General features: G+C 66.1%; 18 protein-coding genes. 11 read left to right on the forward strand and 7 right to left on the reverse strand.

Annotation, left to right across the window (positions count from 1 at the left end; translation table 11 throughout):
• Positions 1-2: 2 nt before the first annotated feature.
• The 8 genes from tssE to GGR04_RS21290 all read left to right on the forward strand — a co-directional run bounded on the left by tssE (position 3) and on the right by GGR04_RS21290 (position 9,518).
• Positions 3-497: a type VI secretion system baseplate subunit TssE gene (gene tssE, locus GGR04_RS21255; protein ID WP_183202271.1), complete on the forward strand. Its 495-nt coding sequence runs from the start codon at positions 3-5 to the stop codon at positions 495-497.
• Between the two features lie 17 nt (positions 498-514).
• The gene (tssF, locus tag GGR04_RS21260; RefSeq protein WP_183202273.1) at positions 515-2,353 is read left to right on the forward strand and encodes a type VI secretion system baseplate subunit TssF; all 1,839 of its coding nucleotides are present in this window, start codon (positions 515-517) and stop codon (positions 2,351-2,353) included.
• Complete coding sequence (tssG, locus tag GGR04_RS21265) at positions 2,317-3,423, forward strand: type VI secretion system baseplate subunit TssG (protein WP_183202275.1); 1,107 nt, start codon at positions 2,317-2,319, stop codon at positions 3,421-3,423. The genes tssF and tssG overlap by 37 nt, the downstream gene beginning before the upstream one ends.
• On the forward strand, positions 3,420-4,955 hold the full coding sequence (locus GGR04_RS21270; RefSeq protein ID WP_183202277.1) for a class I SAM-dependent methyltransferase: 1,536 nt from the start codon (positions 3,420-3,422) through the stop codon (positions 4,953-4,955). The genes tssG and GGR04_RS21270 overlap by 4 nt, the downstream gene beginning before the upstream one ends.
• A complete protein-coding gene (locus GGR04_RS21275; protein ID WP_183202279.1) occupies positions 4,945-5,715 on the forward strand; it encodes a protein kinase domain-containing protein in 771 nt (256 codons plus the stop codon). Before GGR04_RS21270 ends, GGR04_RS21275 begins: the two co-directional genes overlap by 11 nt.
• A gap of 34 nt (positions 5,716-5,749) precedes the next feature.
• Positions 5,750-6,001, forward strand: coding sequence for a response regulator (locus tag GGR04_RS21280; protein ID WP_183202281.1), 252 nt, complete (start codon positions 5,750-5,752; stop codon positions 5,999-6,001).
• A gap of 281 nt (positions 6,002-6,282) precedes the next feature.
• Positions 6,283-8,295: a SpoIIE family protein phosphatase gene (locus GGR04_RS21285; RefSeq protein ID WP_183202283.1), complete on the forward strand. Its 2,013-nt coding sequence runs from the start codon at positions 6,283-6,285 to the stop codon at positions 8,293-8,295.
• Positions 8,292-9,518: an ABC transporter substrate-binding protein gene (locus tag GGR04_RS21290; RefSeq protein ID WP_183202284.1), complete on the forward strand. Its 1,227-nt coding sequence runs from the start codon at positions 8,292-8,294 to the stop codon at positions 9,516-9,518. Before GGR04_RS21285 ends, GGR04_RS21290 begins: the two co-directional genes overlap by 4 nt.
• Here the strand turns inward: GGR04_RS21290 and GGR04_RS21295 are convergent.
• Complete coding sequence (locus GGR04_RS21295) at positions 9,499-11,061, reverse strand: glutamate-cysteine ligase family protein (RefSeq protein ID WP_183202286.1); 1,563 nt, start codon at positions 11,059-11,061, stop codon at positions 9,499-9,501. The genes GGR04_RS21290 and GGR04_RS21295 overlap by 20 nt on opposite strands.
• 1 nt (position 11,062) lies before the next feature.
• Positions 11,063-13,528, reverse strand: coding sequence for an MFS transporter (locus GGR04_RS21300; protein ID WP_183202288.1), 2,466 nt, complete (start codon positions 13,526-13,528; stop codon positions 11,063-11,065).
• Positions 13,529-14,544: 1,016 nt separating this feature from the next.
• Here GGR04_RS21300 and GGR04_RS21305 point away from each other — a divergent pair.
• Positions 14,545-15,189, forward strand: a complete 645-nt coding sequence (locus GGR04_RS21305) for a hypothetical protein (protein ID WP_183202290.1) — start codon at positions 14,545-14,547, stop codon at positions 15,187-15,189.
• Positions 15,190-15,213: 24 nt separating this feature from the next.
• Here the strand turns inward: GGR04_RS21305 and GGR04_RS21310 are convergent, their stop codons facing one another.
• The 4 genes from GGR04_RS21310 to GGR04_RS21325 form a co-directional block, all read right to left on the reverse strand.
• Positions 15,214-15,993: a helix-turn-helix transcriptional regulator gene (locus GGR04_RS21310; protein WP_246393492.1), complete on the reverse strand. Its 780-nt coding sequence runs from the start codon at positions 15,991-15,993 to the stop codon at positions 15,214-15,216.
• Between the two features lie 452 nt (positions 15,994-16,445).
• On the reverse strand, positions 16,446-18,665 hold the full coding sequence (locus GGR04_RS21315; protein ID WP_183202295.1) for a CHASE2 domain-containing protein: 2,220 nt from the start codon (positions 18,663-18,665) through the stop codon (positions 16,446-16,448).
• A 67-nt stretch (positions 18,666-18,732) separates the two neighbouring features.
• Complete coding sequence (locus GGR04_RS21320) at positions 18,733-21,696, reverse strand: FecR family protein (RefSeq protein ID WP_183202297.1); 2,964 nt, start codon at positions 21,694-21,696, stop codon at positions 18,733-18,735.
• A gap of 9 nt (positions 21,697-21,705) precedes the next feature.
• Positions 21,706-22,959, reverse strand: coding sequence for a tetratricopeptide repeat protein (locus tag GGR04_RS21325; RefSeq protein ID WP_183202299.1), 1,254 nt, complete (start codon positions 22,957-22,959; stop codon positions 21,706-21,708).
• Positions 22,960-23,370: 411 nt separating this feature from the next.
• Between GGR04_RS21325 and GGR04_RS21330 the strand changes: the two genes are divergently transcribed.
• Both GGR04_RS21330 and GGR04_RS21335 read left to right on the forward strand, forming a co-directional pair.
• Positions 23,371-24,729, forward strand: a complete 1,359-nt coding sequence (locus tag GGR04_RS21330; RefSeq protein WP_183202301.1) for a PP2C family protein-serine/threonine phosphatase — start codon at positions 23,371-23,373, stop codon at positions 24,727-24,729.
• Positions 24,730-24,816: 87 nt separating this feature from the next.
• Positions 24,817-26,016, forward strand: coding sequence for a glycosyltransferase (locus tag GGR04_RS21335; RefSeq protein WP_183202303.1), 1,200 nt, complete (start codon positions 24,817-24,819; stop codon positions 26,014-26,016).
• Between the two features lie 315 nt (positions 26,017-26,331).
• On the opposite strand, the gene GGR04_RS21340 is transcribed toward GGR04_RS21335, so the two are convergent.
• The coding region (locus GGR04_RS21340) for a hypothetical protein (RefSeq protein WP_210291916.1) at positions 26,332-26,636 on the reverse strand (305 nt) is incomplete at its 5' end.

Consider the following 26,636-nt stretch of genomic DNA (forward strand, 5'->3'; position numbering starts at 1 on the left):
CCATGTCGAACACGCGAGGCCGCCAACCCGTTCGTCTCTCCGTCCTCGACCGCCTTCTGGCCGGTGATGCGGCGGAGGGTTCGCGGGAAACGCTCGCCAGCGTGGCGGCCATACGCAACAGCGTCCGGCGCGACCTAGAGGCGCTATTCAACACGCGTCCCTGCCAGGTTTCCGCGCCGGCTCAGCTCAAGGAGCTCCGGACGTCGCTCCTCACCTATGGGCTCAGCGATCTGCAGACGCGCCCCATGGCGTCGGATGCCCAGCGCGACGCTTTCCGGCGGCAGTTCGAGGACGTGATCCGCCGCTTCGAGCCGAGGCTGCGCGATGTCAGCGTCGAGATGGTCGGCCTTGCCAACACGCTGGATCGGACCTTGCGCTTTCGCATCCGCGGCCTTCTCGTCACCGAAGCCGGCGTTGACACGATCGTCTACGATACGGCGATCGATCCGGCAGCGCGCAACCTTTCGATCACCGGCGTCGAAGCCGGCGGCGCATGATCGGCTGAAGGGGTGCGATGTCCGATAGTTTTCTGACCCACTACAATCGGGAGCTGCTGGCGATCCGGCGCACGGCCGCGGAGTTCGCGGCCGAGCACCCGCGCATCGCCGGTCGCCTTCGTCTGTCGGCCGACGCCGTCGAGGATCCCTCTGTCGGCCGCCTCATCGAGAGCTTCGCCTTTCTGACCGCGCGGGTACGCCAGAAGCTCGACGACGACTTCCCCGAACTGACCGATGCCCTGCTCGGCATGCTCTATCCGCATTACCAGCGGCCGATCCCGTCCATGTCGGTGCTTCAAGTGGAGCCGCCGGCCGACCTGCAGGAGCGCTACCTGATCGAGGCCGGAGCCATGCTGGACACCGAGCCGGTGGAGGGGGAAACGTGCCGGTTCCGTACGGCCTATCCGGTCGAGCTGCATCCCATGCGGCTGGTGGGCGCCAGCCTGGCCAGCCGCCCCTTTCAGGCGCCGATCGTACCGGATGCCGCTGGCGCGGTTTCGTGCCTTCGTCTGACATTGGAGCCGACCTCGGGCGAACGCAGCTTCGCCGACATCGCCCCCGGGCGTGTCCGTCTGTTTCTGCGCGGCCAGCCCTCGCTCACCTATCAACTCTACGAACTGCTTCTGAACGACGCGCTGGCCGTCGCTTTTGCAAATGGTCCAGGCGACACCGACCCCGTCGTCGCCGAGCCGACGGCCCTGCGCCCCGTCGGGTTCGGTTCGGACGAGGGCCTGCTGCTTTATCCCGAGACCGCCCATGCCGGCTATCGCCTGCTGACGGAGTTCTTCGTCTTCCCGGAAAAGTTTCTGTTTGTCGATCTGGACCTGCCGGAGGCCGCGCGTCTCGATCCGGAAGCACGGCGCCTCGAGATCTTCGTCTTTCTCAAGCGTTCGGCATCCTCGATCGAGCGAGCGGTGTCACCGGAGGCTTTCGCACTGGGTTGCACGCCGGTCGTCAACCTCTTCCCACAAGCGGCCGAGCCGATCCGCCTCGACCAAAGGACGAGCGAATACCGCATCGTTCCCGACAGCCGGCGACAGGCTGCCCTCGAAGTCTACAGCATCGACAACGTAGCGATCAGCGGCGGTGGCCGGGAATCGCCACAGCAGGCCCTTCCATTCTACAGTCTCCGACATGCCGACGCCTCGCAGGGCCGAACCGACGATCGCTCGCACGAGGTCTGGTGGCTGGCCAACCAGCGCGAAGGATCTGCCGATCATCCCGGCACGGAAACGCTGATTTCGCTGGTGGATCCCGATTTCGACGCGCGGGCTCTCCCCGACGCCGTGCTCTCGGTCGATACGATGTGCCTCAATCGGGACCTGCCAGAGCGCCTGCCTTTCGGCGGCTCGCAACCGCGGCTTTCCATGGTGAGGCCCTCGCCGGCCATCGCGAAGCTGCGCCTCCTGACCCCTCCGACGCCGACCTTGCGCAATCCCTTCGGTCAGGCAGGACGCTGGAGGTTGATCTCGCATCTTGCGCTCAATCATCTGTCACTGGTCGAAGCCGAAGATGCCAGCGCGATCCGCGAACTCCTGACCCTCTACGACGTGAAGGATTCGGCGGAGACGCGTGCGCTGATCGACGGCGTCCTGTCGGTCTCGGCCAAATTGGGTTCGGCCCGCGTGCGAGGCGTCGATCAAATCGCCTTCTGTCGGGGCGTCGATGTCGAGATCCTCTTCGAGGATGCCAACTTCTCCGGCTCCAGCGTCTTCCTGCTCGCCAGCATTCTCGAGCGCTTTCTCGGGCTCTACGCCTCCGTCAATTCCTTTTCCCGTCTCACCGCCCGCATCAAAGGGCGCACCGGAGTTCTGCGCCAATGGCCAAGTCGCGCCGGCGACCGCGTTCTTCTCTGATCGAGACGCTGGAGCGCAATCCCGACGGGTTCGAGCTGTTTCAGGCGATGCGTCTGGTCGAGCAAATCGTCGCGAAAGAGCGCCAGCGAGCCGGGAAGGCGTCGCCCGACGCGATCGGTCGTGGTGTGGATCCACGCCGAGCCGCCCTGCGCATCGAGGCCTCTTCCAATCTGTCCTTCGCCAGTGGCGAGGTCACGCGCGTGCGCTTTGCGGACGGCGCTCCGGCGCGCCTGACGCAAGCCGTGATCGGTCTGACGGGTGCCGGCGGTGCCATGCCCCATGCCTTCAGCGAGATCGTCCAGACCTCGCTGCGTGAGCGCAATCCGGGCCTGCGCGATTTTCTCGACCTGTTCAACGACCGGTTGGCGGGGCTCTTCTATGAAGCCTTCGCCAAGTATCGGCCGGTGATCGAAGCCGAGCGCTTTCCCTTGACGGGCAAGGCGACGAGTAACGACGCGATACGGGCCGTGCTGGGGCTGGTGCCACCACAGCTGGCTGAGCGGCTCGCGTTGCCCGACAGCGTCATGCTGCACCATGCCGGGCTCCTCGGCCGACAGTCCCGATCTGCCCACGCGGTGGAGAAGGTGCTTTCCAACGCCATCGGCCAGCCGATCCGCATCGAGCAATTCGTCGGCGAATGGTTGCCCATCGCAGCCGCCGAGCGCACGCGCCTCGGGCGGCCAGGCCTCGGCGGCGGCGCGTTTTCCCGCTTGGGTCGGGACGCCGTGGTCGGGCAGAAGAGCTGGAGCGTTCAGGGCCGCGTGAGGTTGCTCGTCGGGCCACTCGACCATGCGCCATTCGAAAGCTTCCTGCCGGGGCAATGGCGTCAGAAGCAGCTCGGCGACCTCGCCGCCTTCTCGCTGGGGCCCGACCTCTCCTTCGTCCAGCGTCTGACGCTGAAGGCCGAGGCGGTGCCGACCCTGCGCATCGGCGGTGCGGCGGAGGCTCTGGGCGCCAGTCGGCTCGGGTGGAACACCTGGGTCGGAACGAGCGGCCCACGCCAATGTGCGGGCGTCGTCGACCTCGCTTCCACGTCCGCGCTCAATCCGCATGCGAAGGGTTCATCATGACCGACTGGGCCTCGGGCTATGTCGCCGACATCGACTATATTCCGGGTTTCTATGCCGAGCAGATGCCGTCGCATCTCGATCTCGCCTGCCTGATCCGCGGCGTCTACCCCCCTCGTCAGGAGAACCAACCCTTTACCTATTGCGAACTTGGCTGCGGGCTTGGCGAGACGGCGTTGACATTGGCCGCCTGCCATCCGGAGGCGGAGATCCACGCCTTCGACTTCAACCCGGCCCATATCGCCTACGCCACGCAAACGGCGCGCTGCGCCGGCTTGTCCAATATCCACTTCGCCGAAAGGTCCTTCGCGGAGTTGGCCAAGAGCGGCGAAGGCGAACTTCCGCTCTTCGACTACGTCACCCTTCACGGGATCTGGACCTGGATCGCGCGTGCGCATCAACTGGAGATCATCGAGATCCTGGCGCGCTTCGTGCGGCCGGGGGGCGTCGTCGCCGTCACCTACAATGCTCTGCCCGGCTGGAGCCGTCAGATGCCGATCCAGCGCCTCCTGTATGATTTCGCGGCGACACAGGACGGACCGAGCGACCGGCGCGTGAACGCGGCCTTGGGGTTCGCCGAAGCCATCCAGCAGGCCGGCTCGATCGCCATCGACGAGGAGTTCGTGAAGTTCCTGTTGAACAAGCGCGAGCTCGGCCTGACCTATCTCGCACATGAATATCTGAACGGCTCCTGGCAACCGGTCTATCATGCCGATCTTGCGGCGGACCTCGCGCACGCCAAGCTTTCCTACGTCGCGAGTGCCACTCTTCTGGAAAACTTCCCGGCCATCTTCTTGTCCGAGGAGCAGCGGCGCCTCGTCGAGGCCGTGCCTGCTGCGATGCGCGAAACGTTGAAGGATCATTTCAATCCCCGCATCTTTCGCCGCGACGTCTTCGTGCGCGGCGCACGCGCCATCGCGCCGTTGCCCAAAGCGAGACTGCTGGAGAGCAAGCGTCTGACCTTGGCGGATGCCAAAGCGCAGCTCGCGCCGAAACTGACATTGCCGAGCGGCGAGATCGAATTCAAATCACCCTTCTACGCCTTCATGGGCGGGGTTCTGACGGAGGGCGACGCGTCGCTCGCAGAGCTTCGGGCCAAGCCGGGCGCACCTCCCTCGCCGAACAACGAGGAAATTCTGGCGGTCGGCATCGAGACGCGCAACGCCATCACGGTTCAGCATCTGCCCACGGCTCACGAACTCGAGCGCCTCCGTTCGGTGAACCTTGCCTTCGTGCGCAATGCCATCGAACACGGCCGACCGTCCATCACCCTGGCAGCCTGCGCGATCCAGAGCGGGCTCCAGATCCCCCTGCTCTCGATGCTGGCCTATGAGGCTCTCGCGACGCAGACGCCGGAGACGGTCGAGGCACTGGCCGCAAGATGCCTGGAACTGCTTCAGTCGCGAGGCGAGCAGTTGCGACGCGACGGGGAGATCATCCAGGACGAGGGCGAGGTGCTGTCCGTGATGCGCCGGAAGGCCGAGTCCATTCTCTCGATCGACCTTCCGGTCTGGCGACGCATCGGTGCCTTCTGAGGCGCGCGAGTCGGTTCTCGCCCTGCCGGAAGGCTGGAATGTTTGGCAGGCCTTGTCGTGCCGAAATGGTGTGAGCGTCCATCGGGCGACAGCCCCGGACGGCCGGATCGCCGTTCTGAAACGCCTCGATCTCGAGACGCCGGATCCGATCGCTCGTCGGAGGTTCGAGCGGGAACAACGGTTCGCGCGGATCCTGAACCATCCGGGGCTGCCCGCCTGGCTCGGCATGGGCGAAGGCTGGCTCGCATTGGAGGTTCTGGCGACGAGCCTGGACGAACGCCGGAACGCGTTTGGTCGGGTCGAGGACGTCGTTGCTCTACTTCGTACGATGGGCCGAACGCTGGCCTATCTTCATGGACGAGGCATCGTCCATCAGGATCTCAAGCCCGCCCACGTCCTGTTTCGCGCAACCGGTCGTGTCGTCTTGATCGATCTTGGCTCGGCCGGCCTGATCGCCGGGGATCCACTGGCAGGGCGGGAGGCCATCGGTTCGCCGGCCTGGGCCGCGCCAGAGCAATGGGCTGGCGCGGCACCGGCCCCCGCCGCCGATCTCTGGTCGCTGGGTTGCATTGGCCTGTGGTTGACCGGCCGGGAAGACCCCGACGACGTGGCGTCGCCACTCGGACCGTTGCTGCAGCAATGTCTTTCCGCCGTACCGGGCCAGCGACCGAGCGCAGCCGGTTTCGTCGAAGCCCTTGAGCCCCCAAGAGCTGAAGCCGCATCCGGCGCGCTACGCCAGTCGAAGAGGAGCGGGCCCTAGGTCGCTCTCGCCTCCGCACGACGGCATCCGTCCCGTGTCCCTGCCCGCATCCCGTATTCTTGTGGTGGAAGACGTTGTCGAGAACCGTGATCTTCTTCGGCGGCGCTTACGGCGCATGCAGTCGACCGACACGGCGGAGGCTGCCGATGGGTTGGAAACTCTGCGACGCATCCGGGACGAGCCATTCGACCTCGTGCTTCTCGATGTGATGTTGCCGGAGCTGTACGGCATCGAGCTTCTGCGGACGCTTCGCGATGGTGGTCGTCTCGGCAAGATGCGGTGGTGATGATCTTGCCCTTCGGCCAGTTCGCCGTCTCCGAGCGGCTTTCGATCGTCTTGATCTCCCACGCGCCGGGCCGCGACTGCCGATTGCGGCCGGAGTTGGGGGGTGCCGTCACCTTGGTACGAGCCTCTCCTCGTTCTTCGATCCTCCGAGGGTCCAAAGAAAGATGCCGTCGTGATCGGCCTGCGGAGTGAGACTGGAAGCCAAGTCCCACCGGGTTCGAGGGCATGATTTGTTCACGGCGCGCGCCTACAGTGTCGGCCATCTTGGACAGGATACAACGCGTGAATAGCCTCAGGGTCAAGATATTCGTGGGCGTCATCGCCATCCTGGCGCTGATGGCCGGCGGCATCATGGCCTATTCTCTACGAGCCGTGCGCACCGCCATGGTAGAGGCGGAGCAACGCTCCGTCGAGAACGTCCTGCAGATGGCCGAACTCGCCATTCGCAGCCAGTATCACCAGCTCCTGTCCGGCAAGGTCGGCGCGATCCAGGGTCGGAAGGAGGCCTTCCGCCAGTTCGGACAGACCGTGCGATCGACCCTCGACACACTCGCGACGCAGGCCAGAAGTGTCGGCACGAGCGACGAGGCGGCGCGCGCCAACGCGCTGGACTGGCTCGGCGCGCTTTCCCCGGTCTCGGGCGAGTACATCTTCGTGTTCGATCGCGAGGGTCGGGCCCTCGTCTACCCCGACAGGGACATGGTGGGGCAGGATCTGTCAGGGTTCCGCGACATTCGAGGGCGCGGCGTCACGCAGACCGCGTGGAGCGACAGCGAACTCTATGGCTCCAGCTTCCTCACCTATTCCTGGCGATCACTGAAAGGCCCAACGACGGAGCAGAAATACGGTCTCTTCGTCCCTTTCCCGCGTTGGGGCTGGATGATCGGCATCGTCGGCGATGTCGCCGATCTCCAGCGCGAGACGGACGTGCAACGCGCCGAACTCGTCGATCGCCTTCGCTCAAGCCTCGGCGTCCTCAAACTGGCAGGACATGGGTTCGTCTTCGTGTTCGACGAAAGCGGACAGTCTGTCGTGGCACCCCAATCGCGCGATGGAGACTGGCTGACGCCATCAGTCCTGACGGACCTGAAAGGCATGGCGTCGGTTGGCGACGAGCCGTCGCGGCTGGCGCCTCTCGCAGCGGCGGGGCCGGATCGCAAGGTCGAGGCGCAGGTTTTCCGCCTGAAGGCGCTCGGCTGGTATGTGGCAGCCGTGGTCTCCTCTGCCGCGCTGGCCAAGCCTGCGCAGGATCTCATCGTCAACCAGGGCTTGGTGTTCGCCGGCGGCATCGTTCTGGCCGCCATCTTGGCTTGGTTCCTCGCGCAGAAGGTCAGCCGACCGCTGGTCGCCCTGACGCATCGCGCTCGTGCCTTGTCGGAAACGGACTTCACACGGCGCTCGCAATTCGTCTCGCCCGACCGACCTGCGACGAGCCGCGACGAGGTCGGCCGTCTCGCCGCTGCCTTTTCCTTCATGGAGGACTCTCTCTATCGCAACGTCCAGACCGTGATGCAGGTGACGCAGGAGCGGGAGCGCATCGAAGGCGAACTGAACATCGCCCGCGACATCCAGCTCGGTCTGCTGCCGAAGATCTTTCCCGCGTTCCCGCATCGGTCCGAAATCGATATTCACGCCGCCCTTGTGTCGGCGAAGGAAGTCGGCGGCGATCTCTACGACTTCTACTTCATCGACGAGCGACACCTCTGCTTCACGATCGGCGACGTCGCGGGCAAAGGCGTGCCGGCGGCGCTGTTCATGGCCATCACCAAGACCCTCATCAAGTCGGCGGCGGATCGCTTCTCCGATCCCTGGCAGATGATGACGGTCGTGAACGAAGCCCTCTCGAGCGACAATCCGAACTCGATCTTCGTGACCAGCCTGATCGGCGTTCTCGACTGCGTCACGGGTGAGATCCGATACGCCAACGGAGGGCACAACCCGCCTCTCATCATCCGCGAAGGCGGCCGGGTGGAATGCCTCCGCTCGATCAGCGGCCCGGCTCTCGGCGTGGTGGAGGGGGTAGACTACGAGCCCCTCGTCATGCGTCTCGCCCCCGGCGAAACGCTTGTCCTCTACACGGACGGCGTGACCGAAGCGATGAACGGGCGCAACGAGCTCTACGAGGACGAGCGCCTCGTGCAACTTCTGGAATTGCAGGACCCCTTCGTACCGGCGCAGATGCTGGTCGAGCGGATCATGGTCGACGTCCAGGCCCATGCTGGCGATACCGCGCAATCAGACGACATCACGCTTGTCGCCCTTCGTTTCCACCAGCAGCCCAAGAGGTCGTCATGATCCGTTCCGTTCGTTTCGGCACCGCCCTTCTCGGCCTCGGCATTCTCGCGGGCTCCAGCGTAGATGCGGCGTCGCAGGCATCGACCGGGATGCACGAGGCCGGCTCCATCACGGCCGCCCCGGCAAGTGTTCGTATCTGGCCATCCGAGCCGTGCCTCAAGCCGGACGGCAGGAAGTGGCGCATCGGCTATTACGAAGGCGGGCAGTACAAGGATTACGAGGTCATCCTCAAATCGACGGTTCGCGGCTTGATGGCGATCGGCTGGATCAAGCCCATGGACCTTCCGGTCGGCAACAATCCCGAGCCCGGCGGCTTCTGGCGCTGGCTTTCCACCAATGCCGTCAGCGACTTCGTCGAGTTTTCCTCCGACGCCTATTACGCGGCTGGCAATTTCGACAAGGAGCGGCGTCCGCAGGTTCGGACCGAGTTGCTCGACCGGTTGAAGACGCGCGGCGACATCGATCTCGTGTTGGCCTTCGGCACCTGGGCCGGTCAGGATCTTTCCACGGACGAGGTGTCGACACCCGTCGTCGTCGCCTCGACCAGCGATCCGATCGGGTCGAAGATCATCAGGAGCGAGACGGACTCGGGTCATGATCACCTCACCGCGAAGGTCGAGCCGCAGCGATACGCCCGGCAGGTGGAATTGTTCAGCGACATCTTCCATTTCAAGAAGCTCGGTCTCGTCTACGAGGACAGTCCGGAGGGGCGCAGCTTCGCGGCCGTCGACGATATCGAGCGCATCGCGAAGGACCGCGGCTTCGAGATCGTTTCCTGCTTCGCGCCCTTCAACAACATTGCGCAGGAGGAGGCCGAGGCGAAGCTCGAGGCCTGCTATGCCGAGATCGCCACCAGGAGCGACGCGGTCTACCTGACCGTCCATCGCGGCCTGACGGGAACGAGCTTGCCCAAGAGCCTTGCACCTCTCATCGAGCACGATCTGCCGACATTCTCGATGGCGGGCGAATCGGAGGTTCGGCTCGGAGCACTGATGAGCGTGGCGCAGTCCGATTTCATCTATGTCGGCCGCTTCCATGCGGAGACGATCGCCCGCATCTTCAACGGCGCGAAGCCAAGAGACCTGCCCCAGGTCTGGCAGGCGCCGGCGAAGATCGCGCTGAACCTCCAGACGGCCGAAGAGATCGGCTACGATCCGTCCGTCGATATTCTCCTCGCCAGCGACGAGATCTTCGGTTCCGGTCTCATGCCACGGACGCCGTAGCGAATATCTCGGCGTCGGGGATCCGCTCGCGTTTCGGGAAGGGTAGAAGCGGCAGTTGGCGCAAAACGCGGCTTACGGTCAGTTCGTGGAAGCGCGTCGTGCGGTCGCCGCTCCCGCGCTCGAACGTGGCGATGGCCCGATCGGCGCCGTTTCGACCCGTCTGAAGGACGTGAAGCGGATAGGCGAGCATCCAGCGCTCGCTCGGCAGGAGGCCGGCCTCCGCCTCCTCCACCACGGCCCGAGCAAAGTGGGCCAGCGACATGGGACCTGCCCAGCCTTCGAGGCCATGACGGATGGCTTGCTCGCGCGCCAAGGCGAGATCCTGCCACGGGAGTCGGCGAGACAGGCGATTCAGACTGCCACGGTTGCACTGCAGGCCCTTCTGAATCGCCGAAGGCGCCATCGCAACCGAGGCGGACACGAGCGGATCGTCGAGATCGCAAAGCTCGTCGTCCGGGAAGTTCGCGCCGGCCGCTCGGCCTTCGATGTAAAGAGACCGGCAGTGCCTGGCGAAAAGCGCTTCGACCGTCCGCCCTTCCAACGCGTCGAAGAATTCGTCGACGCTCGGTGCCGTGGCGAAGCCGAAGCGAATGCGGGCATCCATGAACTGTGAGAACTGCAGGCTTTCCAGATGCCAGAGATCCGGTGTCACCTCGACCCCGGCTCCATCGCACAACCGACGGCCGGTCCAGGTCTTCGCACGCAGGAAGGTGAAGAGCGAGGGATCGCCGGTCATCCGAGCGAGTTCACCGAAGCCCTTGTAGGAATTGACGCCGAGCGGCAGCGCCTGCATGGCCCGGTTGCCGTCGAACATCCAGCGCAGGTAGTGAGCGAGATCCTCGAAGGGTCGAACCGGGGGGCGATGGGTGGCGCGGTCCCCTGCAAAGGTCGGATCGGCGAACATGCGCGTCCAGATCCGCAGCCGGTTCTCCTTACAGCCCGTCGGCTCGCCGGCCTCGAAGGGACTGTTGGCGAAGAGAGCGATGAGGGCTGGCGCCGCATGGAGCGCGAGGTTCAGCGCCTCGACCGCGTCTTCGGCGTCGACGCCGGTCGTGGGACCGTTCTGAGCCTTGGCATCCATGCCGATTTCGTGCCGCCATCCCCGAACGCCGCGCCAGTAGTCGTAGATGGGCTTGGGCGCACGCATGGCCCTGTAGAAGGGTTCGTCGATCAACGTCGCCGGATGCTGGGAGAGATTGGCAACTCCGGCACCCAGTTCGCCGAGCCCCGTCACGAGGTCCGCCAGTTCCTGCTGGACGAGACCGGCGAGGTCGTTGAGGGTCGAGCCTGCCTGCCCGGGCCCGCCGACGACGCCGATGGCGCTCTCGAAGTTGTTGAAGCCGTTGTCGATCGACGAGACGACGTGGGGGCTGCAAACGCCGATCATGCTGCCGCACGCCATGACGGGGATGACCATCTCGCCTCGACTGCGACGCGCCGCGAACAGTCGGGGGAAGAGGTCTCGGCCATCGAAACCCGCCCCCGATGCGAGATCGACGATGGGCATTTCGAGTTCGACGCCGAGGGTCGGGTGCGTACGCATGCTAGGCATTGCTGGAGGCGCCCTTCTGCATCAGCGGCTGTCGGGGATCCCGCGCGATCAAGAAGAAGAGCAGCGTCGAGCCGAGATAGTAGCCCCCGACGACCGCCAGGCCGTCGCTGGTCCCAAGGAAGGTGAACAGGCCGCCCAAGGCGAGCGGACCCACCATCTGACCGAGTTTGTCGGCGGCGCGCTGGATGCCCATGGCGCGTCCCGTGCCCAGTCGCTGAACGCTCGGCAAGCGCAAGGCGAAGCTGGTCTGCGCAGGTCCGCCGAGGCTGCTGGCGAGCCCCAGGAAGAAGACCGAGGCAACGAGCGCGGCGAGGCCGACATCCAAATAGGTGAAGGCGAGCCCGAGCCCTCCGAGCAAGCCTCCCATCACGATGAAAGGCGTCTTGCGCGCATGCCGGTCGACCCAACGGCCGAGCAGCGGAGCGATGTAGATGACCGACAGGCCGTAGATCATCATGATGCGGCCGATATTGCCCTGCTCGATGCCCTGTTGGGAGAGGTAGACGGGCAAAGTATAGAAGAGAAGCCCGACTTGGGCGATCGAGAAGGGCACGACGCTGAGGAGGAGCAGCGCGACGAAGTTGCGGTCCTTGAACAGATCGCCGAGCGCGGAGCCTGACGGCGGCGCCAATGGAACCGGCACCGGTGCCTCGGCGGCTTGTTCGGGGGCCGGGAGCGGGCGACCGAAATAAATGCGCATGAAACCGAATGCGAAGAGGATCGGCGCCAGACCGAGGATCGCTGCAACGGCGAAGACCGACGAGAAGCCGATCTGGTCCGCCAGCATGGCGCCCGTCACGTTGCCGCAGATCTGGCCGGCGAAGATACCTGCGACGAGGTTGGCGACCGCCTGCGTTCGGGTGCGCGGGCTGGACCAGGAGAAGACGTAGCCCTGGATCCCCATCCAGGCCAGGCCGTAGCCCAGCCCGACCACGGCGCGCGAGAGAATGTAGGTCATCGGCCCGATGGCGAGGGTGCCGGCCAGCGCTCCCGCAGCGCAGACGAGCCCACCCAACACGAAGGGCAGATGCCAGCCTCGCCGATCCGTCAGAATGCCAGCGATCAGCGCCGTGACGAGCGCACAGCCCATCTCGGCGGAGATCGGCAGGGCCAGCGTCATGGCTCTGGATAGGCCGAACAGCGGCTCGCTCGTCAGAACGCCCATCTGCAGCGGCACGAAGGACAGAGGCAGCGCCCAGGCGAAGACGAGCAGGAAGGATGCCGGACGGGCGAGAAGATGATGGCCATCCCGGTCTACGGTCGTACCCTCTCCCCCGTGGACCGAGAGCCGGCGCATCAAAATACCGAACAGGACCAACAGCTCGAAACCGAACAAAGCCGAGGTCAGAAGCACCGTGCCGGCGTCGAGCGCGCGACGTCGTACGCCCTGTCCGATCGCCATGTCCGACAGGCTGGCACTCAGGCGCGCTGCGAGACTCGCGCCGTCGGCTGAAAGAATCTGGTAGGTGATCGGCGCGCGGTTGGTCGGGGGCTCGCCTGTGGCATCGAACGCGGCAATGCTGCGCCCCGACGGACCGTCCAGCCTCAGGGACGCGAGTTCGGGAATGTCGGCGGCAAGACGGGCGAACGGCGCGGCATAATCCGACAGACGATCGAGCTTGACGCCCTTGGCAACGAGACCCTGCAGGTCGGTTCCGAAGCGATCCACCGAACGCTGCACGTTCTGCGTCGCCGCTTGGACATAGGCGTCGCGAAAGGTGACGATGTTGCGCCAGGACGATCCACCCTGAACCAGCACCAGGATCAGAGCCGGGATCGCCAGGAGCTTCCAGCGACCGACCGTTCCGTCTGCGCCGATGGGCACCACGAGAGACGCAAGAACGACCGCGATAGCGCCGAGCAGCGTCGCCATGGCCAGAGCGATGATGGCGTCGGCCACGGGTTTTGCCGTCTGCTGCGCAATCGCCTCGGCCGGCACGAGCATGACCAGTGCGCCGGCAAGGCGACCGCCCGCTCCCGATACGGGCAGGACGAAGACATGGGTCCCGTCGAGCGTGGCCGGCGCGAGCGCTCGGTTTGACCCCGTCGACGGCTCGGCGGCCAGCCGTTCCGCGACCAAGGCACCGAGACCTCGCAACAGGCCGTCAGGGGAATTGCTTTCGACGATGGATCCATCCGGCAGCGTGACGACCACGCCGGTGAGGAACGACAGATCCGACCGAATGCCCGCGAGGATTTCGGGCAGGCCGAACATCTGCGAGATCGGTTTGCCGAAACGGAGCGAGTTCTGGATACGGAACGACCAGTCGTGGCCGACGATGCGCACGGCCGTCACGGTTCCATCGAACGCCGTCTTGCGAATGGCGGAGACCGTCAGAACACCCGAAAGCAACTGTGCCAGCACAAGCACCGTCAGCGCCGCCAGTGCGAAACGGAAACGGATGGCTCGACGCGGCGGGCTGCGAGACAATGTCGAGTTCCGTGCGGCAGTCTGCATGCGAAGGTCATTCCTGGTAAGCCGGAAAACGCCGCGGCCGTAAGCGTCAGCAAAGATCGAAGGCCGCACGGCGCCTCCGCTTGTTTCGCGTCCGGACGCGAGGCACCTGCCATTGCAGCGCGGGTGTCCCGGCCAGTCTGCGGGAGTTGCAGCAAACCGATGACATGACGCAGCTGCGTCTTGTCACGCCCGTATCGCTCCTCTATTTGGCGAACCTTACTCGATCCCTCGTGCACATTTTATTACGGCCTTGCCTCAAGATTCTCCAGCACTACGGAGATGATGGACTCTTCGCGCACATTCGCGAACGACCCAAGATTTTGAGTAACGCCGTATTATTTTTTATGATATATTTTCCCACATATATAAAAATAAAATCATAACTTTTCCTTGCGCGATTCGCAGCTTTTCCGGTTGGAACGACACGGCCCTCGTTCTCGGGTTTTGCAGTGCAATAGCATCCTCTACGTCGTTTGCTTCCCGAGCGGCTTCAATAAACGTCCGATCACGTCTATGGGGCGGAACCTTCCTCTGCAATCATGATGAGACGCTCGGCAAAAAACTCCACGATGAGCGCGAAAGGAGGCCATGATAGTAATTCTTCGAATTAGAACTCGGCTCGGAGAACTATAACCTACAGAAGCAGGGACTCACGTTGCCTCCGAATATCACCGGCTTCAAGAGCCGTTGCCGTAGGTCAAACTGCGGCGTTTCTCGCTGCGTCGTTCACATCCTACGCCACCACGAAGGCGTCGAGAATTGCGACGACGCTTTGAGTCAACTCTTCTTGGGTCCAGTCCATCGTCGACGCGACAGGGTCAACCCAACCAGCAAGGCGACGTGCACTTCGGTCTCGTCGGCATGCACAGGTCGCTGTCGGACTGAAATGCGCAGCCGGCTTTTGTAACGGTAAAATTCTTCTGTCGTCAGTGCCAAGCTGGTTCTCATTCAGATTCAGAAGTAGGCCACAAAACATAAAACGTAGATCGCTTTCGGCGACTGCGCAGGAGACCGAAATGATCAATGCTGGACTTGGCACTCAACACTTCTACGATCAGAGTTTTATCAACAAGGATCAGAGGGCCGGCTTCAAGAAGTTTCGGGTGGTAACAGTCCCGAAAGGAACGCTGCTTTTCAAGATGACGGCTGGCGCAGCTGCCGCCAACGACAAGGGAGGCGTCACACCTTGGTGGTCCGCCGTGAAGCCTTTCCTCGATGATAAGGAAGGGGCCCTCGGGCGATTCCAACAGGCGAAAAGCCGGAACATGGACATGTCGGCCATGGTGCGGCTCATGTCCTGCGTCTGCATCGACTGGAACGATCTCGATAACTACGTGCAGGTCGAACTTCTGGACGATGCTCGCATCTTTTGGGGCACTTTCGCTCCCATGCCGAAGTTCAGTCAGGCTTTGTACACGCCGGACTGGACGAACAGCAAGGACACGTTCACCGGTGCGAAGGTGCTGGATCGGGTCAAGAAGATGAAGCAGAAGGAAGCGCTTGCAGGCTTCAAGGTCCCCGATACGCTGGGCGACGGCGAGGCATGGCAGATGTTCATTCCGAACTTGAGGGAAGAGAACATCAAACGATCGTCCGTCCTGTCTGGACACGACATGAGCGTTCTGGCGCACGCCCTCGGCCTCGTCGACCGTCCCGCCTGACGGGGAGCTGCCGTCAAACGCCGTTCAGTCCTGGTTTGGACCGTTGACGGCGGCCGAGCGACGCCACTCCCTTGCGCTACAGCCGTAGGTTTCGCGGAAGGCGCGGCTGAATGTGTCGCTTCGCGCGAAGCCGACGCTGTAAGCAATTTCCGCGATGAGGCGTCGGTCCCGAGGATCCTGCAAGGCTGCGGCAGCCTTGCGCAACCTCAGACTGGTCAGGGCCGCCGTGATGCCGGTCGGGTCGTTGAAGGCACGGTACAAGGTAGCTCGTGAGACGCGCGCCAACATGGCGATCGTGTCAATGTCGAGATCGGGTTCTCGATAGCGCTGTTCAAGAATCCAGCAGATTTCCGTCTTGAGACGCCGTTCCGCCGCATTCATGGACAAGGTGCACAGCTCAGACTTTCCCAGACAAGACAGAAAGGTACCGGTCAGCCTGTCACCAACCACGATGCCGCTGGCATCGTCGATCGTCGCCAGATGCTTGAGGTCATGCAGCACCTGCTGCATGAGAGGTTCGGCGTCCCGGCCCGCCAGGACAAGGCCATGAAGCGTCTCGATGCGTGGCACCAAGCTCTCGATGGTTCCACGCCTGAAGCTCAAGGTGATGACGCGCGCGTTGGTAAAGGATTGATCGAATACCATGCTCATATCGCCGATCAGGACGCTTCCGGCGGCGCCCCGAAAAGTAGAGGCCGACGTCTCTCCATGAAAACGCCCTTCGAGGACAAGGGCCAATGTCACGACGTCGAACCCGTCGGCATCGATCATGGACTGGGTACGCTCGTAGTTCTGACCCGCCATTCGCGTATCCGTAAACTCGAGCGGACCCAATTTGAATGTCCGGGAATGAGAGTAGAACTCCCCGAGCGGACGCTCCGTCCTTAGAATATGGGCATAGCTCGGCCACGGCCGCTCACGCCACACATCGTAACGCTCTTTTGGCTTCACACAGTTCGTTGTAAAATCGATAGAACGCATACAGGCCGATTGAGCGTTAGGGTTGAGTTCCGGCGTCGGCTGGGATTTGGGTCTGGCTCACCGTTTTCCTAGATCGTGCTCGCTCAATTCGATTCCCACGCTGGACGCGGCTTTGGTCTTTCGAATTTGCGAATGCAAAGTCTGATGACGTCAAGCCTCTGGTCATGTTCGACGCAACCTAAGCATGTCAACGCGCACGACGACTGAGGCGACGTCAACCCATCGGTGCACCATCCGGCCGAGACCGATCCCATGTCGCAAACCGGCGTCAGATCTCATTTCGTGCGCGACACGAAGACGCCGTCCCAATCGGGCGCAGGCGGCTCCTGTCGCATGAGCGCGATCCGTTCTTCGTAGAGATCGTAGAGGCCGGCGAGGCGGTCGCCCGCAGTCGCGCGTGCCTCGTGCAGCGCCTCCTCGGCGCCCGCTGGGTCCGCGGCGCGATACCGCTCCAGCAGCCGCGTCTGGGCCGACGCGAGGGTTTCGAACGCCGCGGACGCTCGCAACTGGGCACCCCCCAGAAGCGTGAACACCGGCACCGGCGCGGCGCGGCCCACGACCCGCACGCGGTCGATTTCGAGAAACGCGAGTTCGGGCGCCCCGGCCTGTACCTCGTCGGTGACGAGCACCGAAACGCCGTAGCCCTTCGTCAGTCCCTCGACGCGCGAAGCGAGGTTCACCGTGTCGCCGATCGCGGAATAGGAGAAGCGCTGGGCCGAACCGAGATTGCCGACGCAGGCAGACCCCGCATGAAGGCCGATGCCGACGCGGAGCGGCTTGGAGCGCTCGCGATTGAGCGCGTCGAGCGCCGCGAGCATGTCGAGCGCAGCCAGACATGCCTTGCGCCGGTGATCGGCAATGTCGAGGGGGGCGTTCCAGAACGCCATGATGGCATCGCCCATATATTTGTCGATCGTCGCCTCGGACCGCAGGAGGACGTCCGTCATCGGCGTCAGGAAGTCGTTGAGAAGGCCGGTCAGTTCCTGCGGGTCGAGCGCTTCGCTCATGCCGGTGAAGCCGCGGATGTCGGAAAACAGGACGGTGAGATCGCGGATCTCGCCGCCGAGCCGAAGGGCGCCGGGATGCTCGGCGAGGCGCTCCACCAATGTCGGCGACAGGTAGCGCCCGAACGCCCCGCGCACGAACTGCTTCTCTCGATCGGTGAGGAGGAGCAGCAGCGGCATGACGACGGCGAAGGCCGCCGCCAGAGCGGCGAGCGGCAGGATCGGATCCACAAGGAGTTGCGCGCGCGAGAAGGAGAACCATGAAACGGCGAGCGCGCCGCCGGCGAGCGCCATCGTGGCGAGGGTACAGGCGACTGCGCCGCGCCGGGAGGCAACAAAGAGAAGCAGCAGCCCGCCGGCGAGCGCGAGTGTGGTTTCGGCGCCACGCGCCCAGTCCGGCCGCTGGAGAAACTGACCGCCAACGATCTGGTCGATCATCTCGGCATGAACGTTGACGCCGGGCATCGCGGCATCGACGGGCGTCGCCACGAGATCGCGCAGGCCCACCGCGCTCGTGCCGACGAGCACGATGTGGCCGGCGATCCGCTCGGAGAGCGCCGCGGTCGGCTCGCTGAGGATGTCGGCGGCGGGGATCGTCGCCATCTCAGGCATCTTCGAGAAGTAGACGTTGAACTCGCCCCCCGGCCCCGTCGGCGCATCGAGCGCGCCGGCGCGAACGGCGACGATGGCGGGCGTGCCGGTATCGGCTTCGCCGCTGGCCGAACTCGTGCGCACCACGAACGAGCCCGCGCCCTGTGCGACGCGCAGAGCCTCGAGGCCGAGCGCGGGAAACATCTGCCCCTGCGCGGAGGCGACGAGCGGCAGCGAACGCACGATGCCGTCGCGGCTCGGGGGAAACGAGAAGAAGCCCAGACCGGTGGCGGCCGCCGTCAGCTTCGGCAGGTTCGCGACGCCCCCGGCGAACGGCGGCAGGATGGAGCGCGGATCGGCGCCGCCGAAGGAGAAGCCGGATTTCGCATCGCCGAGCGACGTCCGCGTCTCGTTGGAGATGGCGATGCCCGCGACGACGGGGTGTCGCGAGAAGGCATCCGCCAGAAGCGCATCGTTGTCGGCGGGCACGCCGCCCGGCGGCTGGAAGTCGATGCCGGCCTCACCAAGGGCGCGGGCCACCTCCGACAGCGAGGTGCGATCCGGCTCGGGGAACACCATGTCGAAGGCGATCGCGGCGGCGCCGAGTTCGCCCAGCCGGTCGACCATGCGGGCGAGGACGGCACGCGACCACGGCCACTGCCCGAGCCGGGCGATCGACACCTCGTCGACGTCCACCACGACCACCGACGCCCCGGCCTGCTCACGCGGCAGTGCGCGCTGGTAAGCGTCGAAGACGAGCGGGGTCAGCCGTTCGAGAGGGGTCTGGCCGAAGGCGGCCAGCAGCACCACCGCGGCGAGCACCGGCAGGCCGGCGAGCCAGACGAGGCGAGCCTTGCGGGTGCGGGCGGTTGCACGCCGTGATGTCTTGGAATGTTTCACGAATGTCGCCGCGGGGCTCGCCGGATCGGGATGGGCTGGAATGGAACGCGTCCGTCGTTCCCCGGCCCTAGCCGCCGCCGCCCGGCGAGAGGGAGGACGGCGGCAGGGCGCTCGCGGTTCCCCCGAACACCCCGGTGGCCGACCAGTTGCCGCTCTCCCGCCAGTCGAAACTGCCGATCACGCCCGCGGCGACGCCGCCTCCCGGCAACGAAGCCGGACCATTGACGAAAGCACCGTCGACCCGCAGAGAACCGGCTTCGCTCTGGGTGAAGCGCGCCGGATCCGTGGAACCGGTGCTTCCGGTCCCTGTGAGCGACGCCGCCTGCGTGCGGCCGTCGAACCCCGAGATCGTCAGGTTGCCGGTGCGGCTGCCGAAGTTCCAGCCCATGTCGAGGGTTCCGCGTGCGAGATAGGCATCGCTGCCGTTGCGCACCGTACCGATCGCGCCGCCGGCATAGGTCGCGGTGACGAGGCTCGTCGGCGTCCCCGCCCCCGGCGGTCCGGCCGTCGCGATCTGTCCGTATGTGGCGATATCGCCCGCCACCCAGGAGCCCAGGTGAACGGCGACGCCGCTCTGCGCCGTCGCGCCGTCGCCCAACGCCACCGCCCCGTCGGCACGCGTGCCCCACCAGCCCCATTCGATGAAGTCGCACGCCGAGCAGAGGGCGAAGCCGGACACCTCCGCAACCCGCCCGGACACCATGTAGCTGCCGACGTCGCCGGCCGGCGTCAGGCTTCCCCTCGCCGTGGTCGCCGTCACGCCGCCGGTGGTCGCCACGGCCGCGTATTGCCGATCTCCCACGTAGGCGGACGGCCCGTTGGCGCCGCCGACGCCGACGGCGAGCGTGGACGTGCCGTCTGACCCCTCGACACGGGCGGACCGGAAGGTACCTTCCGCGCCGTTGACACCGGGCGAAAGACCGATGCGCGTCGAAGCCGGGTCCTTCCCGCGCAGCAGGGTTCGAACCGCCCCGCCGGACGTCTCGAAGGACTGGGACAGCGCGGCGTTGAAGCCCTGCAACAATCCTGCGCGCCGGGTGCCGACCGGGGCCTCGCTCTGGAGCGAGGCGACATGGGTGCGCGAGAACGCGGTGTCGGTCGGACTGTTCGACAGCGAACGGTCGGTGAGCGAACGGTCGGCTCCGGGCGTGCCCGACAGGACGAGGTACTCGCCGTCGCTTCCAAAGAAGCCGGCGCCCTGCGGTCCCGCGAGTGTGGCGATGGTTCCCAGATAGGTCGCGGCGGGAACGTCGCCGAAGGCGGACGCTGCGCCCCCGCGCCGAACCGCCTCGATCCCGCTTCCGGAAACAGCACCGACGACGACATTGACGGCGCTGCGCTGGTTCCCTCCGGTCCCATTGATGCCGAGCGTCGTCTGCAGCGCTCTCGCCTGCGACGCGGTGCCGGCGCCTTCGACGACGAGAAGATCGGATCGCAACGTCGTCGAACTCGGCAGGCCGGATGTCGCAAGCGAACTGAAGGGGATCGCGTTTGTCCTGTCGAAGGCCCAGGGGTCGGCTTGCACGGCGTAGCGCCGAACCGCCATGCCGCTGAGGGCCGTCTCCACATTCGTCTCCTGCCCGGTGACGCCATAGAAGGCCCGGCTCGGAAGGGACGAAGCCTCCTGGGTGGCGAGGAGATAGGCGCGGAACTCCTCGCGTCCCACGAAGACGGTTCCGTCCAGCGGCTGTCCGTCGAAAGTGGCGGATGAAGGAAACGCCAGGATCTCCTGCCGTTGCAGAGGCGCCGCGCCGCTGCCGACCGGCGGGCTCTCGAACGCCGGCACGTCGAACGCCAGGCCGCCGACCGTTCCGGTGACGCGGCCGGAGGCGGTGCGCACGTCGGCGCCGGCTCGACCGGCATCGAGGCGAAAGGTTCGGGAATAATTGCCGACGACGCCGGCGGAATTTGCGCCGTAGATCTGCAATGCGTCACCGGGCTCGGGTTGTGCAGGCGGTTGCGGCGCAGGGCCCGGACCCGGATCGGCGGGGGGCTGGGCGGGCGTCTCGACGGGTGGCTGCGGCTGGATCGGCGGCTCCGGCTCGGCGGGCGGTTGCGGCTCGGGGGTGGCCGGTGGCTGCGGCTCGGGCTGGCTCGGCGGCGCGGGCTGCGAGGGCACGGTCGGCTGCGGCTCGGGGGTGGCCGGCGGCTGCGGCTGCGGCTCGGGCTGAGGCGGCTGGGGTGACGGCGGCGTGGCCTGCGCGATCTCGTAGCGGATCGTGTCGAGCGCGGCGAGGACGACGACGTCCTGGTCGGCCGACACGGGATCGACCGGACGGGGCGTCGGGATCGGCGGGGCGATCACCGCGATGCGCTCGGCGGAGTTGGCCTGCGGCACCGGGCTCTGCGCCACCGTGCGATCGACCGGCACGTTGGGCGAGCCGCCGCTGCGGCCCGGCTTGCCCGCGAGCGCCGCCTGGATCTCGTTGGCGGTGCCGGGCGGCGTTCGTGCGGTGGTGGTGGTGCCGTCGCGCGCCACCGTGATCGTGTAGCCGGGACGGTAGACGCGCTCGGTCCGCCCGTTCGGCCGCTCGAGCGTGATCTCGTCGCCGAACACCATGGAGAAGGTCGCCGCCGGTCCGGTGCCGCCGGGGCGGATCGCGATGTCCGCCACCGCGCCGCGAATGCCGACGGTCCCCACCGGCGTATCGATCGCGACGCCCCCGGCCGTCTTCGAGGTTCTGCCGCCCACGAAGCGGAACACGCCGCGCGACAGGGTGGCGGCGACCTGCGCCGAACCCGCCTGCGGATCGTAGACGAACCGGTCGATCGTCAGCGCCGAGTTCGGCCCGACCGTGAAGGCCGTGCCGTCCGCGAGGAGGATCTGCACGAGGCCGTCGCCGCTCGTGTCGATCCGCTCGTTCTGGATGATGTTGTCGCCGATGGCGATCGTGCGCACCGCACGCCCGGGCGGCGTTCCGGTGGCCGACTGGTTCACCGCCGCGGTGACGCCGGCGGTCTGCGCGAGCGCGCCCCCCGCCATCAGGGGAACGAGGCAGGCGGCCGACAGGAGAGCGGTCTTTCCAGGCATGGCGGTTTCCTAGAAGCGTCGCATGACGCCGAGCGAGGCGCTGACGTTGGAAAAGGATCGCAGGTCGTAGTTCGACGACAGGTCCCGATAGCCGACGATCGACTGGATCGACCAACGGTCGTTCACGGGAACCGAGAGGGCGGCCTGGGCGAAGAATTCGTCGTCGCGCTCGGACCGAACGCGGTCGATGATCGGATCGGGATCGTCGTAGCACCGATGGGCGTAGCCGCCCGACAGCGTCGCCGACCAGGGGGCTTCGGTCCACGCGAAGGAGGGAACGAAGGTCTTCGTGACGCCGAGGGTCGCGCCGCCCTCCCACAGGCTGAGGAAGTCTGCGTCGGCGTCGCGCCGCTCGCCGCTGCCGATCGCGAACACCGACAGCGTGTCCGACAGGCGGTGCTCGAGGAGCCCGCTGAGGCTGTAGCGGTCGCCGGTGCGGCTGGAGGCGGTGGGGCGCAGAGCCGAGTCGCGAAACTCCTCGCGCCGGTATTCGGCGCGCAGGAGCCCTTGCGTCGCGGGATCGAAGGTCTTGGCGAGGCTGGTGCCGACACCGCCCGAGACGAGATAGGGATCGGCGTCCAGCATCACGCCGCCGAGAATGGCGTAGACCCCGAGATAGGTGCCCTCGAACCGCCAGCGTCGCAGGTCGAACACCGGCCCGGCCGTCACCTCGCCGAGGATCGTGTCGAGCTCGCGGCGTTCGGCGTAGAGAGCGCCGTAGGACTGCAGATTGACCTCGAACCGGTCGCCCTGCCCCGGCAGTGCGTGGACGTAGCGCAGAGTGCCCGACGCGAAGCCGTTCACGTCGGCCGAACGGATCGCGGCGTCGCCGAGCAGGAAGTCGATGCCGTTGAGATTGACGGTTCGCGACTCGGGGGCGGCGTTCGCGTTGGACTGGTATCGCCCGCCGAGCAGCACCGCGCCGCTCAGCGACTGCAGGCTCGAACGATCCTCGACCGCCGCGAGGAACGGGCGCACGCGCTCGCGAACCTCGTCCGGGGTTTCCGGCGAGCTCAACGCGCCCTCGAGATAAGTGCGCGCCGTGTCGTAGGCGCCGAGTCGGAAGTAGAGGACGCCGAGTTCGAGCTGGAGCCTCGGCAACCCCGGCGCGAAGATCAGCATGCGCTCCAGCGTCGCGATCGCCCCTTCGAGGTCGCCGGCCTCGGCGGAGAGAGCGGCATAGCGGAACGCGGCGTCGAGATCCGAAGGATCCGCGAGCATCTGCGCGAACAGCGCCTGACGCTGCGCCGCGATCCCGGGCAACCGGTCCGCGGACGCCCGTGGCGCGACGTTGACGGAGGAGGCGGACTGGGCAGACGCCGCTCCGGGCCCGAACGGCAGTGCGGTCGATGCCAGCAGCGCGACCAGCGCGGCCGCCCCGTTTCGCCTCCCCACGGGCCAACGGCATGACGAGCTGCGGGACACGCGGCTCCTGGTCCTCACCATCGAACTCGAACTCCAGACTACCCCGACGAACCCTGGCTCACGCCCGGCTTGACCTTAGCATGCGGGAATCGTACCGGGATGGCGTCATCGTGTCGTTACCACCACAATCGGACCGCAAACGATGCGGGCGCGGGACACGCTGCATCGCCTGTGCTGCATTCGAGAGTTCGGTCGGCACTCGCCGCTCGGCCCTCGGCTTCCGAACCGATGGAAGGCTCCCGAGCCCGTATGAGCGTCCCCTCGTCCAACCTCCACCAGCTCCGCTCGCATCCCGCCTTCGCCTCGGTCGACGAGGATGCGCTCGACAGGCTGCGCGAACGGGGGACGGCCTTCGAGTTCGGCGCCTGTCACGTTCTTCTGGCCGAGGGAGAAGCAAGCGACAGCGCGCTGTTTCTCCTCAGCGGACGCGTCGTGGTCGAGGTCCAGACGAACCAGGGCTCGGTGGAACTCGCCCGCATCGACGCCCCGGCCCTCCTTGGAGAGATCGGCGTGTTCGCCGACGTCTCGCGCACGGCGACGGTGCGGTCCCTTTCGGCCGGCGAGGCGCTGCGCCTGCCTCGCGAAGCGCTGGACGAGACGGGGCGCTCGCATCCCGACCTCCTGCGCTATGCGATCGAGCAGCTGGGACGACGTCTGCGCGCTTTCAACCAGGCCATCGGAACCTACACGAACGCCCTCGCCGCGCTGGAAAGTGCTGGCGAGGACGCAGGGATCCTCGACGACCTTCTCAGCCCGCCGGCGGAGCTGACCAACTTCGCTCTGACGTTCCGAAAGCTCGCCGCACAGATCACGCAAGGGCGCGCGCGGCGCCGCGAGATGGCGAACGCGGCCGCCATCCAGCGCTCGATGCTGCCGCAGGGCCCCTTCCTGCCCGGCGAGCCCCGGATCGCCATCGAGGCCGCATTCCGGCCGGCCTCCGACATCGGCGGCGATTTCTTCGACGTGTTCCGGATCGACGAAGGCCACGTCGCCTTCACGGTCGGCGACGTCTCCGGCAAGGGCATTCCCGCTTCGCTGTTCATGGCCATGTGCCAGACGATGATGCGCCATGCCGTGCGCGAGACCGGCGACATGGCGCTGGCCGCGGCGCGCACCAGCGACCTTCTCGATGCCGACAACGAACAGTCGATGTTCGCGACCTTCTTCGGCGGCGTGCTCGACCTCGAGACGGGCGATCTCGCCTTCGTCAATTGCGGCCACAATCCACCGTTCCTGCGGCGGGCCGACGGCTCCACGGAGCGCCTCGGCCAGGAGCTGCCGAACCCCCCGCTGGCGACCTTCAGCCCCGCGTCGTTCACGGCGCGGACGGCGCGGCTGGGTCCGGGCGATCGTCTCGTCGCCTATACCGACGGCATGACGGAGGCTCCGGACCCCACGGGCGAGGAGTTCGGCGAGGAGCGTCTAGCGGCGCTACTCGCCGAGACGGCCGGCCAGCCGGGTGCGGAAGTCGCGGCCCTGCTGATCGAAGCGGTGGACGCCTTCGTGGGAGACGCGCCGCAGTTCGACGACCTCACCTGCCTCTTGGTGGACTTCCGGCCGAACGCAAGTGGCAGCGCCCCGGCGGAACGCGGTGGTTCGAGCGCATGACGGCTCGCCCTGCAGAGAGATCGCCGAGCCCGACGAGACACGTCTGGAACGTTTGCCCCCGCGCCTCCCGCTGGATATGACGCCGACATGACCCGACCCCGCCGTGCCCTTCTCGCATGGGAGTTCGGTGCCGGGCGCACGCATGTTCTGCAGATCCTGGGATTGGCGCGGCATCTGCGCGAGGCCGGGGTCGAATGCCTCGCCGCGCTCTACGAGCCCTCCCTGCGCGACGAGTTCGCCGCGATCGGCGTGCCGGTCATTCAGACCTATGTCTGGCCGGGTCGGCGACGCCTCGCGGCCGGCTGGCACGAGGGCGAAGTCCGGGCCTTCGGCGATGTCCTCGTTCATCTCGGCATGACGTTTCCCGGTGCGCTCGGCGCCGCGCTGACCCATTACGACGGCGTTTTCGCATTGTTCCAGCCGGACGTGGTTCTCGGCGACAACGCGCCCGGGGCGCTCCTGGCGGCGCGCGGCCGGGTGCCGGCCATCGCCTTCGGCACCAACGCGACGCTTCCCCCCGTCCGGGACGGGCGGTTCGCGCTGCGCCCCGACACACAGGCCGAGGCGGCGATGTTCGACGAGCGCGACATCCGCGACGCGCTGAACGTCGAACTCGGCGCGGCCGGGCGCCCATGCCTGTCCGAACTCACCGACCTTCTGCCGGCAGGTTCGATCTATCCCTTCGGTCCGCCCGCCTTCGACACCTATGCCGCTCAGCGCGAGACGCCGGCCTTGCCGCCCTATCTCGCCGGGTTCGAAAGGCCGACGCGCTACGAACGCGGCGAGGGCGTCTTCGCTTATCTCCACGGCTTCGTGCAGGGAGCCAGCGCCATCCTCGACGGACTGAGCGATGCGCAGCGCGCGACGACGCTCTACCTTCCCGGTCTCATGCCGGCCGTCCGCGAGCGGCTCGGCCCGGCCATTCGCGTGTCGGACCGAGCGTTGCCGCAGGCATGGATCCTCAGCGGTCCGCGCTGCGTCCTGCATCATGGTGGCCTGCAGCTCACCACGGCCTGCCTCGCGGCCGGGCGGCCGCAGGTCATCCTGGCCAAGGAACTCGACAACGAGATCGCCGGGCGCTTCGTTGGGGAGCGCGGCCTCGGCTTCGCCTGCCACGTGACGCAGGCCGACGCAGCCTTCGTGCGCGAGGCGGTGCGTGCAGCCCACGACGACGACTTGCTCGCCGCTCGCTGCCGCGAGGCCGCAGCCGAGTTCCTCGTCTGGACGAGGCCGGACCCGACACGCATCGTCGCTGATGCGGCACGACGGCTGCTCCAACGGCCTTGAAGCGTTTCCGGACCGGGTGGGATCAGGCGCAGTATGGTGGTTCGATTTTTGGATCGGTACCGGGAGCTGGCGATCATCGCTCGGTCGGTATCGGGGCACGGCAAAGGTCCGACGACGCTCACCCGCATGTCATATTGCGCGAGCGTCAGATGGCAGGAATCTCGCCGCATTCCCTTTGGCGCATGGGGTGGCTCAGGTCGGCGACCCGGCGACCCGGCGGGTCGTGGGCGGCACTGTCTACGTGATCCGCAACGCGTTGCAGGGCTCCGTTGCGAATAGCCGATCCGGCCGCGCTGATCCAGTTCCATTCCAATTTCAGGCGACGGGCATCTGGAACAGCCGTCCGATGAAGCGGGCCTCCGATCCGCCGGTCAGGCTGTCGACCATAAAGCGGAACCGGCCCTTCCGGAACATCCGCATCGTCTCGAAGCGGCGAATGGCATTGCGAGCCGTCTTCTGTGACTGATGTCTGGGGCGAAGTGCCGGGCCTTTGAACGCCAAACTCAGGTCCAAGCCCCCGCCATCCTGGACTTGCCCCGGGAAAGTGGAGAGCTCTTCTGAAGGAAAGAGGAGCATTTCATGGGCAAGCCGCAGCGCCGGTTCGGGAAGGAGTTTGAAGC

It is taken from the genome of Aureimonas pseudogalii, assembly GCF_014196835.1.
Classification (GTDB): Bacteria; Pseudomonadota; Alphaproteobacteria; order Rhizobiales; family Rhizobiaceae; genus Aureimonas; species Aureimonas pseudogalii.